General features: G+C 36.2%; 17 protein-coding genes and 2 pseudogenes. 6 read left to right on the top strand and 13 right to left on the bottom strand.

What is annotated here, in order from left to right:
* A pseudogene (locus HYG93_RS13165) lies at window positions 1-126 on the bottom strand (IS3 family transposase); the annotation flags it as partial.
* A 73-nt stretch (window positions 127-199) separates the two neighbouring features.
* Between HYG93_RS13165 and HYG93_RS13160 the strand changes: the two are divergent.
* Window positions 200-1,359, top strand: a protein-coding gene (locus HYG93_RS13160) for an IS3 family transposase (RefSeq protein WP_087554624.1) whose coding sequence is annotated in 2 segments (ribosomal slippage) — window positions 200-434 and window positions 434-1,359 — 1,161 coding nt in all. Because the reading frame shifts where the segments join, the coding sequence is not laid out codon by codon here.
* Window positions 1,360-1,364: 5 nt separating this feature from the next.
* On the opposite strand, the pseudogene HYG93_RS13155 reads toward HYG93_RS13160, so the two are convergent.
* A pseudogene (locus HYG93_RS13155) lies at window positions 1,365-1,592 on the bottom strand (IS3 family transposase); the annotation flags it as partial.
* Window positions 1,593-1,974: 382 nt separating this feature from the next.
* Here HYG93_RS13155 and HYG93_RS13150 point away from each other — a divergent pair.
* On the top strand, window positions 1,975-2,616 hold the full coding sequence (locus HYG93_RS13150) for an N-acetylmuramoyl-L-alanine amidase (RefSeq protein WP_024160906.1): 642 nt from the start codon (window positions 1,975-1,977) through the stop codon (window positions 2,614-2,616).
* 38 nt (window positions 2,617-2,654) lie between these two features.
* Here the strand turns inward: HYG93_RS13150 and HYG93_RS13145 are convergent, their stop codons facing one another.
* Window positions 2,655-3,188 (bottom strand): hypothetical protein, encoded by a 534-nt coding sequence (locus HYG93_RS13145; RefSeq protein ID WP_043041555.1) that lies wholly within the window; start codon window positions 3,186-3,188, stop codon window positions 2,655-2,657.
* Between the two features lie 189 nt (window positions 3,189-3,377).
* Here HYG93_RS13145 and HYG93_RS13140 point away from each other — a divergent pair, with 189 nt between their 5' ends.
* Window positions 3,378-3,806 carry a hypothetical protein gene (locus HYG93_RS13140; protein WP_043041554.1) on the top strand — a complete coding sequence of 143 codons (429 nt, stop codon included), beginning with the start codon at window positions 3,378-3,380 and terminating at the stop codon, window positions 3,804-3,806.
* A 75-nt stretch (window positions 3,807-3,881) separates the two neighbouring features.
* On the opposite strand, the gene HYG93_RS19455 is transcribed toward HYG93_RS13140, so the two are convergent.
* The 6 genes from HYG93_RS19455 to HYG93_RS19450 form a co-directional block, all read right to left on the bottom strand.
* A complete protein-coding gene (locus HYG93_RS19455; protein ID WP_227553516.1) occupies window positions 3,882-4,544 on the bottom strand; it encodes a hypothetical protein in 663 nt (220 codons plus the stop codon).
* Window positions 4,545-4,564: 20 nt separating this feature from the next.
* Window positions 4,565-4,942, bottom strand: coding sequence for a hypothetical protein (locus HYG93_RS13130; RefSeq protein ID WP_005006227.1), 378 nt, complete (start codon window positions 4,940-4,942; stop codon window positions 4,565-4,567).
* A 75-nt stretch (window positions 4,943-5,017) separates the two neighbouring features.
* Window positions 5,018-5,968: a tyrosine-type recombinase/integrase gene (locus HYG93_RS13125; RefSeq protein WP_227541429.1), complete on the bottom strand. Its 951-nt coding sequence runs from the start codon at window positions 5,966-5,968 to the stop codon at window positions 5,018-5,020.
* Window positions 5,969-5,976: 8 nt separating this feature from the next.
* Window positions 5,977-6,549 (bottom strand): hypothetical protein, encoded by a 573-nt coding sequence (locus HYG93_RS13120; RefSeq protein ID WP_046127922.1) that lies wholly within the window; start codon window positions 6,547-6,549, stop codon window positions 5,977-5,979.
* A 114-nt stretch (window positions 6,550-6,663) separates the two neighbouring features.
* Entirely contained in the window at window positions 6,664-7,509 is an 846-nt protein-coding gene (locus HYG93_RS13115) for a hypothetical protein (protein ID WP_120364886.1), read from the bottom strand.
* 118 nt (window positions 7,510-7,627) lie between these two features.
* Entirely contained in the window at window positions 7,628-9,544 is a 1,917-nt protein-coding gene (locus HYG93_RS19450) for a hypothetical protein (protein ID WP_005006220.1), read from the bottom strand.
* A 111-nt stretch (window positions 9,545-9,655) separates the two neighbouring features.
* Between HYG93_RS19450 and HYG93_RS13105 the strand changes: the two genes are divergently transcribed.
* Entirely contained in the window at window positions 9,656-10,693 is a 1,038-nt protein-coding gene (locus HYG93_RS13105) for a hypothetical protein (protein WP_005006219.1), read from the top strand.
* 101 nt (window positions 10,694-10,794) lie between these two features.
* Here HYG93_RS13105 and HYG93_RS13100 read toward each other — a convergent pair whose 3' ends face one another.
* The 4 genes from HYG93_RS13100 to HYG93_RS13085 form a co-directional block, all read right to left on the bottom strand.
* Complete coding sequence (locus HYG93_RS13100) at window positions 10,795-11,631, bottom strand: nuclease-related domain-containing protein (protein ID WP_005006218.1); 837 nt, start codon at window positions 11,629-11,631, stop codon at window positions 10,795-10,797.
* A 2-nt stretch (window positions 11,632-11,633) separates the two neighbouring features.
* Window positions 11,634-11,984: a hypothetical protein gene (locus HYG93_RS13095; protein WP_218646829.1), complete on the bottom strand. Its 351-nt coding sequence runs from the start codon at window positions 11,982-11,984 to the stop codon at window positions 11,634-11,636.
* Window positions 11,985-12,334: 350 nt separating this feature from the next.
* On the bottom strand, window positions 12,335-12,643 hold the full coding sequence (locus HYG93_RS13090; RefSeq protein WP_000753507.1) for a hypothetical protein: 309 nt from the start codon (window positions 12,641-12,643) through the stop codon (window positions 12,335-12,337).
* Window positions 12,644-12,841: 198 nt separating this feature from the next.
* Complete coding sequence (locus HYG93_RS13085) at window positions 12,842-13,531, bottom strand: hypothetical protein (RefSeq protein WP_005006214.1); 690 nt, start codon at window positions 13,529-13,531, stop codon at window positions 12,842-12,844.
* A 218-nt stretch (window positions 13,532-13,749) separates the two neighbouring features.
* On the opposite strand from HYG93_RS13085, the gene HYG93_RS13080 reads away from it, so the two are divergent.
* Both HYG93_RS13080 and HYG93_RS13075 read left to right on the top strand, forming a co-directional pair.
* Window positions 13,750-14,268 (top strand): DUF2726 domain-containing protein, encoded by a 519-nt coding sequence (locus HYG93_RS13080; protein ID WP_047471608.1) that lies wholly within the window; start codon window positions 13,750-13,752, stop codon window positions 14,266-14,268.
* Window positions 14,269-14,379: 111 nt separating this feature from the next.
* On the top strand, window positions 14,380-14,841 hold the full coding sequence (locus HYG93_RS13075) for an H-NS histone family protein (RefSeq protein WP_005006210.1): 462 nt from the start codon (window positions 14,380-14,382) through the stop codon (window positions 14,839-14,841).
* The last annotated feature ends 183 nt before the right edge of the window (window positions 14,842-15,024 follow it).

Genomic DNA, 15,024 nt, shown 5'->3' with positions numbered 1-15,024 from the left:
GCTTAGATACTGAAATCTGAAGTGAGTCGTCGATTAACTTTTGTGGTTGAAGCGGCCCAGTTTCTTCAACACACCTTCTAAAAAATCAATTTCTAATGCCTGCTCACCGATTTTTGCATGTAGTTTTGATCCTAGCCAAAATAATGGACAGCACGTCCTTCTAAAGATAACGTAACTTTAATCTTTGGAGATTCAAGAAATGGCTAAACGTTTTAGTCCTGAATTTAAACAGCAAGCGATTGATTATGCACTTTCAAACTCCCACGAACCTATAGCTGCAATCGCCCAGAAATTAGGTGTGGGTTATTCAACTTTAGACAAATGGATTCGTGAAGCCAATCCAGTAGGTTCAAGCAAACGTCAACTTTCACCAGAACAACAGCGGATCTTAGAATTAGAGAAAGAAGTCAAACAGCTCAGGGAAGCCAATGACATCTTAAAAAAAGCGCATGTGTACTTTCTGACAGATCATGCCAAGAAAAGTACACGGTAATTCAAGATCTGGATGTGAATGAAGTCACTGTATCTTCTGCCTGTCAATGCCTGGGTGTCAGCACTTCAGGCTATTATGCCTGGCGAAAACGCCAGGCCAATCCAGCGCAGAAATATAATGATTTAAAAGCCGTATATTGGCAGCATCATGCACGATTGGGTGCACCTTCATTGGTACATGACATGCATGATTTAGGTTACAGCATGAGCGAACGAACCGTTGGAAGAATGCTTAAAAAGCTTGGTTTACGTAGCAGGATTGCACGTAAATACAAGTATACGACTGATTCAAACCATCGTTTGCCTACAGCGCCTAACTTGTTGGATCGTCAATTTACGGTCAATGAACCCAATAAGATCTGGACAACGGATATTACCTATATCCGTACTAAGCAAGGTTGGCTGTATTTGTGTGTGATGCTGGATCTATTCAGCCGTCGTATTGTCGGTTGGCAAACCAGCCATCGAATAGACCGTCAATTGGTGTGTGATGCGTTTCATTATGCAATGGCTCGTCAGGGGTATCCAATGGGTGTCATGGTGCATTCGGACCAAGGCTCACAGTACTGTAGTCGTGATTTTAGGGCGCTATTATTGACGAATAACTGCGTTCAAAGTATGTCACGCAGGGGAAACTGTTGGGATAATGCAGTGACCGAAAGCTTCTTTCATACATTGAAAGGTCATGTGGTCCATGGCAGTGTGTTTGCCACTCGAAAAGAAGCGAATACAGTCTTGTTTGACTATATTGAGATTTATTACAATCGGGTCAGAAGGCATTCCGCAAACGGCTGGTTAAGCCCAGAAGCCTTTGAACAGAAATATTTTAAGAATTTAGAGGGATTTGTTGTCCACGATACTGTCTAGGATCATTTTTTTAGATCGATGGGTGGTTCTGTTGGAGCTTTTGATTGATCGAAAGCTTGCGAGGAAGCTGAGATCAATTGATTTTTCCAGTCAATAATTTGGTTTTGATGAACATCAAACTCAGCACTCAATTCAGCAAGTGTTTTTTCTGCTTTAATCGCAGCAAGTGCTACCTTAGCTTTAAAATCATTTGAATGATTTCTTCTTGGTCTACGTGCCATAAAATACTCCATATATTGATGTTTATAACATCATTTGAGGAGCAGAATATCACTTATAGGAGTTGTTCAAATTTACGGATCCATCTCTGACTTATAACCCTCTAATTCATCTATATAGGTGCCTTTCAGGAAGTGAACACTCAATGGTCGTGGGTGATGTTCTACAAACTGAGTGAACAGTCGATGTATAAATTTTATATCCAAAATTGTATTTAGAGCTCTCATGATAAGTACTTTAAAACCATCTTAAAACCATCTTAAAACCATCTTAAAACCATTTTAACAAAACCTTTTAAACCTTTTAATTTTTTTTAAATTAAATATACTTAAAACCATAATAATAGCTTAAAGGGTTTTAATTGTGCTAAAGCTAAAATGTATATCGATATTAGCAATGTCAATCATTACACAATCTATCTTTGCTGAAAATTCAGTAGTACTTGATGTTGGCCATTCACCAAAACAAGCTGGATCTACTGCAGCTAACGGCTATCCTGAATACACTTACAACCTTAGCATGGTCAATTCTATTGAATACTTTCTTAAATCGCGTCATGTCCAAGTGCTCAGATCTTCAGTGAATGAAGATAAAGTCTCACTGGTTCAACGTGCGACCAGATACCCTAATGCTAATCTTTTTATTTCGGTGCACCACGACTCAATACCTACTGAGCTGACCAAGTACAAGAATCAACTCAAAGGTTTTTCAATTTTTGTATCAAAGAAAAATCCAGAATACGGAAAAAGTTTGAAATGCGCCAATCTCATTGGCCAGAACCTAAAATCAATTGGTGAAAGCCCTTCTACTTACCATGGCATGAATATACCAGGTGAAAACAAAAAGCTTTTGACCTCAAATGGCGTATATCAATATGACAATCTAGTGGTCCTGAAGAAATCACAAAAGCCGGCGGTTTTAATTGAGATCGGCGTGATTGCCAATCCTGAAGAAGCAAATCGCTTATCTAATCAGAAAGTAATCTGGAAAATATCTGAAAATATTGCTCAGTCGATACAGCAATGTTTAAACCAATAAGGTGCATGCTGCAGTAATCAATATGCACCCCTCTAGAATTAGAATCTTATGCCGACCGTTTCACCATCATCATTGACCGCACCAGCATCATAAGTGTTATGCCATACGCCATTAATCATGACCAAGTGTGGCGCCCAAAATGACACTGTTTGAATATTATGCAAAACATCATCTGGCGTATCGAAACTAGAAGCACCTATATAGCGGAAGAACATCAAGTTTTCGCCTAGTTCTTCAATATACATTTCAGGATCAAAGTCATCCAAAAACTCTTTATCTTCACGTATCACTTCGTTTAACTCAGTTTCAACGAGTTTGAGTAAAGCGGTAGGCGTAGGTAAACCATCATAAGCCCATTCAGACTCTTTACCTTCAAGTTCCATCCCATCTTTAATATCAAATGCAGCGACATATCCAGTAAAGTAATTTTCAGCTTGCGAGAAGTTATTCGGCATGTCTTGATAGTATCCATCAAGTACGGTCTTAATCTTTGCCAAGGTTGCATCAATCGTACTTTGAATTGCACTTTCAGCACGTTCTTGAGCTGTACCTCTTTGCTTAGCTTGCCCCATGTGTACCCCCTGATTATTCACATTTTGACTAGTATTTTATTTCTAAAGCCTATTGTTTCAGCACTTTAAACCGATTCAGTATATACCAAAGGTTTGCTATTTATATTTCATATATACGATAAGTCTCAAATACTACAAATGGCTTGGTAGCTAAGTGATATAACATGTTTTTGTACTTCAGGCTTTACAATGCTTTTCTCAGATTATCTAGACCAACATGCCGTTATTCTTGCGCTATGTTTGGCAATCTGCATATCTTCAGTTGTGGTTTATACAAAGTATAGAACTCTACGCGCCGTTTATCTTACTGGTGCATCCCTATTCACTTTAACCGCCACAATATTTCTATCGATCGGATTTTATTTAACTACATTGGATGTATCTGCTTCAGATAGAAAGGAGATCCAAAGCATTACTTCTCAAGTGAGCCAAGACAAAAATATCGCTTCAGCAATTGAACTCAATCAAAGAAATAACTATGAATTATTGGTTGCAGTATCTCAAAAGAAAAACCTTACCTACTCAGATCTAGGCAGTATTCAATATGGCCAAGTACGTGACACAGTAAATTTGACGAAATATTCTCAATACAAAACTTTGGTGAATGCTGAGTACTAATTTTTATTGTTGTTTGCGTTGTTCAAGAACGCTGATTTATGCACTACTCGTTGTTCTTCCTCATATCGTATCACTTCATGAGCCACGCAATATAGAGATATATTTCTTAGACATTGTTTCCATAAAAGTTCTGGATAGAGTTTTGTATAGGTCAGGAATGTTCTTTTCCCAAAACAACAATATTTCACCCTTCGTTTTGCATAATTTAAAATCATCGGTATTGGTGAGATCCTCTACCTGTTGAATCATCACTTCCCTTTCTTTTTCTTTGGCTTGTTTTTCTAAAACTTTTTGTTCCTTGATTTTGTCTTGTTCAGACAAAAAGTTCCTACTTTTCTCGCGTTTTTCACTGTCAGTAATGAACTTAACCAAGTGGAATAAATGTTCCATCCATTCATCCGTATGGGTTAAGCCAAGGATGCAACCATTTAGATTAAAGCCAACATTAACCAGGCCTATATCTGATGATGTTTTATTTCTGATATTCAAAATGACATCTTCATCCAGTTCATTTTCTGCAATGAATTCGTCTATATAGTGTTGGTACTCTGGAGATAGAAAACCGTCAAAGGTATATCGAACAACTTCTACCAGTAAAAAATTAACCCCGAAAAGTTCAATGTGTTTTTCAATCTCCTCAACAGGGATTTCCAACTGCATTGTAGATACGAGGCTTTCTACGTGGACCAGTGGCTTACCAATTTGCTGTAACTTTTCATAAAGCTCATTTGCATTCATGGGTTGGTTCAATCCGTTTTTTATATTTTATTCAGCACAGCCAATGTCGCATTGAGCATATCGACTGAAACCTCTAATTTTTTTGCTAAACGGGCCATGTGGCCGTCATCAAGTATTCTTAATGCCTTATGTAATGAAGTATAGTTTTTTAGCTCTGAAAACTCTTCAATTTTTTCATTGATATAGACATCATCTAAACCAGCTTCTTCAAAACACTCAATTACAGATAAGCCAACATATGAAAGTTTCTGTTTTTTAACATATGTTGATTGTTTTTGGTCTATTAAACCAAGTTTCACAGCAATTTTGTGGCTTTCACCACGCTTAGGTAGTCGATTGTTTGTGATGACCCTTGTATTGAAAAATTCTTTTTTTACTTGTTCAAAAGTCTTAGCCATTACGGGCACCATCAAAAGTTAATTATTTCGATCGTTTACGATATATCTTTAGAAGTACAAGAAGCGAATAAATTATTAATCTTGGTTCGCTCTAGCGCGTGGATGTGCATCTTTATAAGAACTAATCAACGTTTCGTGATCTACAAGAATATATACTTGTGTCGAAGATAGTGATTTATGACCTAGCATTTCCTGAACGGCGCGAATATTTTTTGTTTTGTTATACAAGTGCGATGCAAAACTATGTCTCAAAGCATGAGTACTACCAATATTTCCAGAACCATGCGCCTTTAACAGAGCTGTAATGCATGCACCTAAATGGTTTTTCGCAATATGTTTGCCAGATGGTGCAATGAATAAATATCCGCAGTCTTCTACTCCAGCTTTTGAAATCCAACGATTACGAACTAAAAGCCAAGTAGAAATAGCCTCTAGTGATTTTTTTCCTAAAAAAACAATCCGTTCATTATTTCCTTTACCCAATACCTTTAGTTGCATAGCACTGAGGTTGATATCACTTAGTTTGATGGCATGTAATTCAGAGATACGTAAACCGCCAGAATAAGCAATTTCTGCAGCTGCTAGATCTCTTAACTTTTGATTATTGTATTTCGGATTTAATGGCGTCTTGTTATCAAGTATCTCATTCAACGTATTCACGGCGATCGGGCGCGGTAAGCTTTGGTTTTTGAACTTAACCCGAATGTCAGAAAAGAAGTTTTCAGGTATATATTCCTTACGCAGACAATAGTTCAGGAAGTTTTTTAAAGCTGATAAATTTTTGTTGAGTGTTCTTGCAGAAACAATATCAACATCGATTCGATGCAACCGAAATGATGTGATGTAATCGCGGTCTAGTTCCAATAGATGTTTACCTTTAAAAAAAGGCATTTCTAACATCAAAAGTAAGCTCTTTTTGTATTCATTAATCGTCATGTCGGACTTATTTTCAAGCTTCAGGCTATCAAGCCATTCTTGAATCAATTCCTCATTCGACATGCTATGCATGGATAGATTTTCCGACATATGAATACCTAAAGCTCTTGAATAGTTTTCTCTAGCTGAACCTGTTTGTCAGCTCCACTTAATTTTATGACAATCTGCACAATATCCATATATTCTTTTACTGAGATTTTGCCATCTGCTTTCGCAGCATCCACGGTCTTACGTAAAAATGGATTGTCTGCATATTTTTGGAATAAAGGGAACGCTTTAAGGTCATTCAGCGCATCAGCATTAATTGAGTCATTTGAATGTTTAATGATGCAATTTTTCACCTGGTTTTCAGGTGTTTTGATGTAGGTCACTTCGGGCATGAATGGCTTGATTTTTGTCACCAATTCCACCTCATTAGAAGTTAAGCAACTATATACAATTTGCGATACTGGCTCTTTTGGACCACTAACACTCCACCCTTTCGTCACTAGAAAAAACGGTATTTTTGAATAAGGATACTTAAACGTATCATCAACAAGCTTATTAAATTGATGTGCAGTTGATAGGTAGCGATCGGAAGAAAAAACATCGATATGCGACATATCATTCGGCACTTCTGAGCATCCCCCGACCATGATTACAGTGGCAATTGATAGGAGAGCTTTTTTCATAGTTTTAACCTTAATTTGATTAGTGGGAAAAGCAACTTATAACTTTTGCTTAGGCTACGGTTAATAATTGTACCAAAACATAAAAATAGCGGTCGAGATAGACCGCTTAATGCATTAGAAATTGAATTTTTCAGTGTTGTACGCATAGATTTTATTAATATCAATGCGTTTACCTTGCATGGTTGTTATTGCAGTTGGTTGGAATTTAATTGCAAGATCTTTAATTTCAACGTCTTTCCATTCTGGCATGGAAGACGGTATATCAATAGTGCGGCGCTCTTTGGTACGGGTAGCTGGTATCCAGTGGTTTAACTTAACCATTGAGTCACCTAACAATGTACCTGTTTTGCGATCAACAATGCGTAAGTTTCCTTCCACCGAACGTATTTTTAAACCAGAATAGTTATCAATTCCATAAGTAAATGTGTTTTGGTTTTTACCGTAAAAACGTACTGTAAATTGATCGCGCATATAATAATCGTAATGTGCTTTTAATACCTGAAGCATAGTTTCACGATCTACAACATTTTCGACAATATCTTTGTCAGTACGTAAGGACTGCAGTTTATTAAGTGCTGGTTCAACATTCAATTGTTCGTCTGATACGTTTGGATTAACTAAAGGGTTACGTTGAGGGTAGAAAATATCGTTTAAGTAAGCTGTGTGCTGAACTAATAAATACATCGCTCGTTGTCGAGTATTCATCTGTTGATAAAGGTGAGCTGTCGCTTTGTATCGTTGATTTGAATTGTTCTCAAAATAGCTATCAGACAGTTTATATTCGCTGATTTCAGGTGTAAGGCCACCAGCAACAACATTAAAGTTTTTAGATGGCGTTAAAAGCCCCACGTAAGCTTCTTTAAAGTTTGGATTTGGGGTTGGTACATCATCATAAGCAAAAGCAGTATGTGCTATTACAGTACCAAGGATACCCACCATCGCAGTTTTTAATAGTTTCATTCAGTATTCTCTGTATAACTTTAAAAGGGTTTTATGTTTGAAAGTATAATACTTTATTTTTGTGCATTTAAAAAACCACTATTTAAACTTAAAGTAAAAATAATAATATTCCTTAAACCTATTTAACGCCATTCGTTAAACTATCGCTTAATCTCATTAGTCTTTTAAAGGTCAGGTAGTTTTTTGGTAGTAGTTTAGAATTAAGCGTTAAATTTGAGCATTGATCTAAGTCAATTTGGGCATTTTGATCGATAGGAAAGAGTTGTCCTTGATATGCAAAACCAGTCGAATTTTTAGCGATCGACTCAATCAAAAATACACCGTATTTATCTTGTTCCGTGGCCACTGTACTTAAACCACCTAAGGATGTAATCAGGTTTTTAAAATATCCTGGTATTGCGTTCTTAGTGCGTAAGAATTCTATTTGATTTTCAAATGCTTCAGGTGTGAGACATAACATAAAAGCATTTTTCTTTTCTTCTGGCGTTTCAAATACCTTGCCATTGGTCCACGACAGGATATTCGGCTTGAATACATGCAGTACTTCAACCGATTTAAGAAGATCCGCTACATTTGTTTTATGTTGTTCATCGGCTTCAGGCACAAACTGATTTTTGGTATATACCGCAGTACAAAACCACTCATAATCAATTAACTGATTATCGGCATCTAATGGTTCATACAGCAAATACACGGCGCTATCACGCTTAATGGCCAACAGTGGTGATACTGCATATTGTTCTGCAAACTGAGTGATTGCATCCAAGAGCTCACTTGATATGTTGAGTTTTTTGGCATTGAATTCATCGCAAATTAACAGTAATTCTTGAGTGAGTGTTGGTACCACGTTTAACGGCGAACCAGTCTTGTTCAGCATCTCGTTAATAGCATTCTCAATTGCCCCTTTTGTTAGGCTATTGATGAACTGCAGCTGCTCTAATGAGATCCCTTCATGATCCAAAGCCTGTATGACCAGATCAAAAGCATGACGAATTTTCTTCTCAAAATGGTTTGCGTACGATAATCCCCAAGCGTCAGAAAAAAACGAGACTGTTTGTTCTGTATAGCTGGTATTCATTAAGGTTTTGGCAAGTTGCGCGTTACCGATTAAGTCACTTTCATCTTCTAATTTTTTACGCAAGTACTTCTCAATACCTTGTTTGCGAACGTACTGGATCTTCTTCAGGTTTTGACTTGATAGCCAAGTCTTATATTGCGATACAGCATATTGAATGTTCATATCGGCATATGCAGTAATACGGCAAGGTATACCATCAAAGAACGTTGGTAGAAGCACCTGTAAGAGCTCTAAATCACAAAGAGAAGCATAGATAACGCCGTCAGCCACTTCAAGGTCTGTAATCTTCACTGAGAATGAGTGAATACCGACTCGAACCAGTATTAATTTATCGGTATTTATTAGCACCGCATCATAAGAACTTTCACTGGTGATATTGTTTGCTTTAACCCATTTTTCCCAATGGTTAACGATATGGCCAGAAAGCGCTTCACGAGTATCGAAAGGTTGATCTAGATCTGCAGTTGCACTTATGAACGTATCTAAGCTAAACGCATATCGTAAAGGCTTTAGCTCGATATATGTCTCAATCGCTGTTGTATGTTGCTGAATACCATTAGTAATGCTTTGGAGCTTCAGTGCATAGTTCAAAGCCTCAAGCTGGAGCACTTCATCATCACCGATCTGCTGAAACACCGATGTAGCATATGAAAAATTAGTTTGTTCGCCGTGAATATAACGTCTTTCTTGCCCAATCTGCAGATACAGATTTTTGGCATCAGATTGGACTAAATCTAGGTAATTTTGTGGCTGAAGATCCTGAGCAAGTTGCGTAAAAGGTATTTTAATTTTTGATACTTTAGGTGCTTTTTTTAAACCTTCAATTGATGTCGGAAATTCAATAACATCTAAAATAAAATCTAGGTTTAAAGTTTTAACATCTATGATCAAATGGTTTTTATAAAAACGTCCAATCAGGTTATTAAAAAAACAAACTTGGGTTTTATGGTTTAGCATAAATATACCTTTATGAATCTTAAAGATCATCTTATAATAGTAGTATAAGTTTTAATACTATTTATCATGTGGTATTTTTAAACAAAGATAAAACTTTTAGTGAGTTGTTTCATGACAGAATCAGTTGTACCAAATAATAGCGCTTCAGAGAACGCACAAATACCAGGTACGATCGGAACATCAGCCGTTGCAGAACACAAGGGCGATAGTTTTAACGGCACAAGCATCATCACGATTGGTCGAGTTGACTTAAGTAGTTCTATTGAGCCTCTATTTGTACCAGTCTCAACATTGTGGTCCATCACACCGGGTAATTATCCTTTAAGCGCAGAAAATATTAAAAACTGCACGGCAGTACGATTTGAGGGTGAAGAACTACTTACCCAAAACTTCGCATTAGGCTCAATTGTGGTTTATAAAATCAATGGTGTTTTAGGGAACCATGTAATTGTGGTCAGTGAGGATCGAGACGGCGGTAACGATAACCGTGCGATTTACTGCAATAGCTTCAATACAACATGTAATATCTTATCTCAGTACGGTATTGCCTTCGCTGAGCTATATCGCCGCAAAGTATTAGAGCTTGATCAAGTCCTCTATACCAACCTCAATAGATCCCTTTTACAAACTCTCTATGCAGAAAATGAAACTGACGTTATTGATTTAGAGTGGAATACAAAGCACCACCCTACTCTATACGTTCATGCGTCAAACTTAGTTGCATCTGAAGAGCACGGTTTTGTGAAATATGATGGTCGTATGGCTGGTATTGGTACCTTTTCTACAAAATGTCTAACTGCAGACCGTAACGGCAACTTAATTAAACCAGAGCTAGCCTTCCTCAATAACATTATTGAAATTAATGTTACTGAAAAAGATGCGTTAGAGTTCTTGAATTGCTCTATTACGAATAACCGCTTCTTTTCGCGTATGGTTGATCAACTCAAAAGTGCTGGTCGTAAAGAATATGACTTCATCACGAACAACATTGATTTCTTCGCCGTACATGTGAAGCTTAACCTTGAAGAAGATCGTCCTAAAATTACGCGAATGGTTTTAGCACCAGATTTACCAATTCTGGAAAACTATTTGTATAAGCAATACGATCCAACCTACCTTGGTGAAGCCGTTGACGACTTAATTCAGTAATACAGATCTAAAAAAGCTAAAAGCCTACAATGTAGGCTTTTTTAATGCAAAAAGGAAAAGGCTTAATAATTACGGAATCCCAACCTGAATAACTGATATTTTTAGCGACCAAAGATCAAACTAAATAAGTACCCAACCCCTTCACCTTTCATACCATTAGCAATATGAAAAGCAATAGCTAAACAGATGATGACCGTTCCATAGAAAAATAGGTACGGTGCTAAAACACCTTTGAATTTCTTTTCCATTTGATCATGTAATGTGTATTTGATCGGAGCGGAACTTTGATTACGACTATTATCACTTGGAGTATCACGATCTTCTGACTGAATAAGATTGCGAACTCTAGGAGCAACACCCTGATCCCAAGAATATTCTTTAAGTTTTAACTTGTTTACTAGGTATACAATATCATCACTAGCAAGACTAATCCCCTTGGTATGGAGTCTAGACAAAGTATCCACTGAATTGGCAATATCGGTAACATAAAACCACTTTCTTACCGAATGAGACAAATCCATTTGCGTACTAGATAACTCATTCAGGATGATGCAACCACTAATAAAACCTAAGTTTTGGTCGGTAAACAATTCAGCACTTTTGAACCACTCTAAAACAGCAAATCTGTTCTTCCGAATCTGAACAAATGGATTAATCTGAGAGCCACCCTGAACCTCAAGCTCACCATTAATCTGCCATTCCCCATTTTCCGACCCAACCAGATTGCCTGAATAGTTTTTTAGGTCAATAACAACGATTGCTTCCTTGGTGAAAGCAATAACATCAATTTCCTGACCTGACCACATTGTGTTATAGAACAAATAAATCCAATCTTCACTATTACCCCAATGAAGCTTCAATTGGGTTAATAAGTCTTCAAACATTTTTTGTTCATTTTTCAGGTGGCTAACATCACCATAATACGCATGAATAGTCATTATTAATCCTCATCCGTATAAAACAAAACTTCACCGCATTTAGCACAAGAGTTGCGAATTTTGTAAGTATTGTTTTTTAAGGCATATCTGCGAATTGATGTACTTTCGCAAAAACAACATTTCACGATATTTGTAGTCACAACACATTGAGGGTATTCAGTCTTATACCATTCAAGTGTTTGCGTGTTACGAACAAAGCGCTGTCTCTGCCACCCAATTTTCCCAATTGTTCCGTGGTAATGGAAATACAATCCTGCTAGAGAGAAACCACCACCCCAAACCAAAAAGAACAAACCAGAATTACCACCCATCAACACGTAGTTATAAATTAGCGCTGTGAAACCCACCGTCATAAAAAGACCAGTGAATATACTTGAAAAAATCACCTTTTCATTCCACCTAAAGTTTAAAAAATACTGCTTTCAATTAATTTCTAATAACAAATTCGAAATAATCACATCAACCCAATGCTTCTAATTTTCGAGCAATATATTGGTTGATTAAAAGTCAAGTTCCGAAATTTATGGTTTGAGCAATTTCATGATCCAACTATTGCTGATGCTGTAATGGACCCCCAAATGTCAGTTCCAATTTACTAAGCGACAGTTTTATAAAATATCAATAAAATACATTCAATATTCTAAAGAACTGTGCGACAAATTTACTAATCAATGTTGCGATAAGACCAAAAAATTACACTTAACTATGCGACAAAAATAGCAACAGCTAATGTGCAAACAAACACTAGCGTATATTTTGTCGATGTATAAAACCATGAGTAAATAAGCTCATTTTTCTCAGGTTTATTGTTTAAGAGCTTTGCTAAACCGAGCAATACACAAATCAAAGTGGTAGCAATAGTTGCAAACCACAGACCTACCTTAAACCCATAAAACAACATTGATAAATTTGTAATTTCAGCATTTGAGTGAACATAAGTCATAAGAAAACTAAAAAAGAATAATCCAATTACAAATTTCCAAATGAAGATATGGACATTTGTTTTTTTCATCTAAATTCCCTTGAGCAAGCCTTATCGCATGGTTGTTTGGAATGTCGCATAGTTAATTAGAACTCACACCAAAATAATGAATAAAACACCCAATACCATGAGGAAACATAAAAAGGCGAATACATATAGGAACAGGTAAAAAATAACTTTAAAAAAATAATATAGTTTGTTCCTAAATATTCCTTACCTGTTTAGTGATTAAGGCGCTTTAAAATTCAATTGGATTTTATAAGTGTTCAAGACATCTGCTATAACAGTACCTTCAGGGATCTCAATCTTATCCCCTACTTTGTATGTGTTCACAAATTGCCAAAACACCGCTTTTTCTTGTGGATCTAAACGAGAAAGGATGTATAGATAAGCAGATTCAAGCTGTTGTTGGCTTGCATAGCTATCTACTGATACTACTGGCGTAGTTGCGAAGTTATAGTTCAATTCATCAAGAAGAGCTTCATATACAGTCGTACTTGCATACTTGCTGTATTTACCCTTGTTTTCAGGAACCGTATAGCCGTGGTTGTAATTGATCATACGAGCAACGTAACTGGCCAATAGTTCCGAGTTTTTAGGGTTTTGCTGTAAATAGTCTTCCAGCTTGGATTTATCAGCTTCGTGCGCCGTTAAAACCACTTCCCCGTTATTAATAACATTCAAGTTAAGTTTAATGCTCTTAATTTTACGAGGCGGTTGTTCAAATTCCGCACCATTAAAGCGATGTTTAACATTGATATAGTATTGTTCAATTGCATTCGCTTTAACTAAGGGAATTGGTGAAGATGATACAATTGGAGTTTGTGAGACTTTAACGGTTGTGTTGTTGGCATAGAGGTGTGCTGATAGCGAGATTGTACCAATCAGTAAAGCTAAAGTACGTTTATTAAATACCATTTTAAACTTTTCCAGTGAAATAGTCGGTGTTATTTGTGAGAACCAGTTTTACTTTTAAAACTACTTCTAAGCTGTTTTTACAAGATTATACTATTTTTAACATTGCATCACTAATAGTCCTTAAACATTTTTAGTTAATTCGTATCAATCACCGTTAAAACTATCTAATATGTTTAAGAAGTTTAAGCACCCTTTAAAATTTGTTGTGTATTAGGTTTATGGAAACGATTTTAAATTCCTTTTTGTTAAAGTCCATAATTTATTCATTATTGTTTTATATAGTGTATAAGTTTGTTTTTGCTTTATGTGGCGTATTTCGCAAACCTAAAACTAAAGCCAAAAAGAATTCAAAAAAAGGCTATCGTAAGCCTCAAAAGAATCAGGAGCTTGTATCTAAAAAAGTCCTTACAAAAGACGAGATTATAATGCTTGATGCACTAGAACAGGTCATTCCATCACGCAACATTTTGGTGCAAGTAAGCATGAGTGCTTTTATGACCACGCAAAACATAAGTACCCGAAATCAGTTTTCTAGGCTTTACGTGGACTATTTGATTGTTGATGAAGACTACAATCCTATATTATCTATTGAGCTTGATGGGCATTATCACAAATATACCCAGGATAAAGATAAAAGGCGTGACGAGCTTTTGAAGAGTGCTGGCATTACTGTCATTAGGTTTAAGGAAATTCCCGACATAAAAGTTATAAGAAAAACCATTTCAAGGTATATTTAGGTATAAATACGATTAACTCTAATTGATTTTAATAATGTAAATGTGTAAAAATGGTTTTGTCGTAAGAGATATTTTGAATTAATTTTCAAATATATTTCTAAAGGTTTAATCATGAACAACTTAACTCGCAATACTGGAACTAATGACATGTTAAATGTATCAAAACCAGAAAATGTTGCTCAAATGTCACCTGTTGAACTTCAGAATTATATTGAAGAACTTCAACAACAACTAGTCGTTAAAGAAAATAAAGCTTTTCACGATGCTGTTAGTGCCATTAATGCAATCATTTCAGAAAAAATTACTGCCGATGGTGTTGTGGACATCCATACACTTAGCGAATATCTAAAAAACAACCACATTGATACCACAAAAGTTGAGCCTGTAAGACGTCAAAAACGTAAGCTTACGCATGAATGGGTTCACCGTGAAAACAACAGCTTACGTTGGGCTGGTCGCGGTCAAGTAATTAAATGGTTACGTGAAGAAATGATTGAAAAGGGTTTTGATCCTTCAGATAAAGAAGCTGTACGTAGTTATTGCGAACAAAATCTAGACCTTAAAGAGATTTAATCTTTAAAACTAGTGAAACCACCGTAAAAGGTGGTTTTTTTTTGCCATTATATAGTGTCGTTAAGCGATACCCTATTCTATTAGCTTTCAGCCGATAACAAGAAAATTTGCAATTGGTATATACTTAAACCGTTTTTATAAAGGTCACGTTATACAACGGACTAGTTTTAGTTAAATTTTGGT

This window comes from Acinetobacter sp. SwsAc6 (assembly GCF_013391565.1).
In the GTDB taxonomy this organism is placed as follows: Bacteria; Pseudomonadota; Gammaproteobacteria; order Pseudomonadales; family Moraxellaceae; genus Acinetobacter; species Acinetobacter cumulans.
This window is presented reverse-complemented; position numbering and strand designations above follow the sequence as displayed.

Coding starts and splice junctions, on each gene's coding strand:
- HYG93_RS19450 (WP_005006220.1), bottom strand. CDS start 9,544: ATGCTAAACCATAAAACCCAAGTTTGTTTTTTTAATAACCTGATTGGA.
- HYG93_RS13150 (WP_024160906.1), top strand. CDS start 1,975: ATGTCAATCATTACACAATCTATCTTTGCTGAAAATTCAGTAGTACTT.
- HYG93_RS13095 (WP_218646829.1), bottom strand. CDS start 11,984: ATGACGGTGGGTTTCACAGCGCTAATTTATAACTACGTGTTGATGGGT.
- HYG93_RS13080 (WP_047471608.1), top strand. CDS start 13,750: ATGGAAACGATTTTAAATTCCTTTTTGTTAAAGTCCATAATTTATTCA.
- HYG93_RS13090 (WP_000753507.1), bottom strand. CDS start 12,643: ATGAAAAAAACAAATGTCCATATCTTCATTTGGAAATTTGTAATTGGA.
- HYG93_RS13145 (WP_043041555.1), bottom strand. CDS start 3,188: ATGGGGCAAGCTAAGCAAAGAGGTACAGCTCAAGAACGTGCTGAAAGT.
- HYG93_RS13100 (WP_005006218.1), bottom strand. CDS start 11,631: ATGACTATTCATGCGTATTATGGTGATGTTAGCCACCTGAAAAATGAA.
- HYG93_RS13140 (WP_043041554.1), top strand. CDS start 3,378: ATGCTTTTCTCAGATTATCTAGACCAACATGCCGTTATTCTTGCGCTA.
- HYG93_RS13085 (WP_005006214.1), bottom strand. CDS start 13,531: ATGGTATTTAATAAACGTACTTTAGCTTTACTGATTGGTACAATCTCG.
- HYG93_RS19455 (WP_227553516.1), bottom strand. CDS start 4,544: ATGAATGCAAATGAGCTTTATGAAAAGTTACAGCAAATTGGTAAGCCA.
- HYG93_RS13120 (WP_046127922.1), bottom strand. CDS start 6,549: ATGAAAAAAGCTCTCCTATCAATTGCCACTGTAATCATGGTCGGGGGA.
- HYG93_RS13105 (WP_005006219.1), top strand. CDS start 9,656: ATGACAGAATCAGTTGTACCAAATAATAGCGCTTCAGAGAACGCACAA.
- HYG93_RS13125 (WP_227541429.1), bottom strand. CDS start 5,968: ATGTCGGAAAATCTATCCATGCATAGCATGTCGAATGAGGAATTGATT.
- HYG93_RS13130 (WP_005006227.1), bottom strand. CDS start 4,942: ATGGCTAAGACTTTTGAACAAGTAAAAAAAGAATTTTTCAATACAAGG.
- HYG93_RS13115 (WP_120364886.1), bottom strand. CDS start 7,509: ATGAAACTATTAAAAACTGCGATGGTGGGTATCCTTGGTACTGTAATA.
- HYG93_RS13075 (WP_005006210.1), top strand. CDS start 14,380: ATGAACAACTTAACTCGCAATACTGGAACTAATGACATGTTAAATGTA.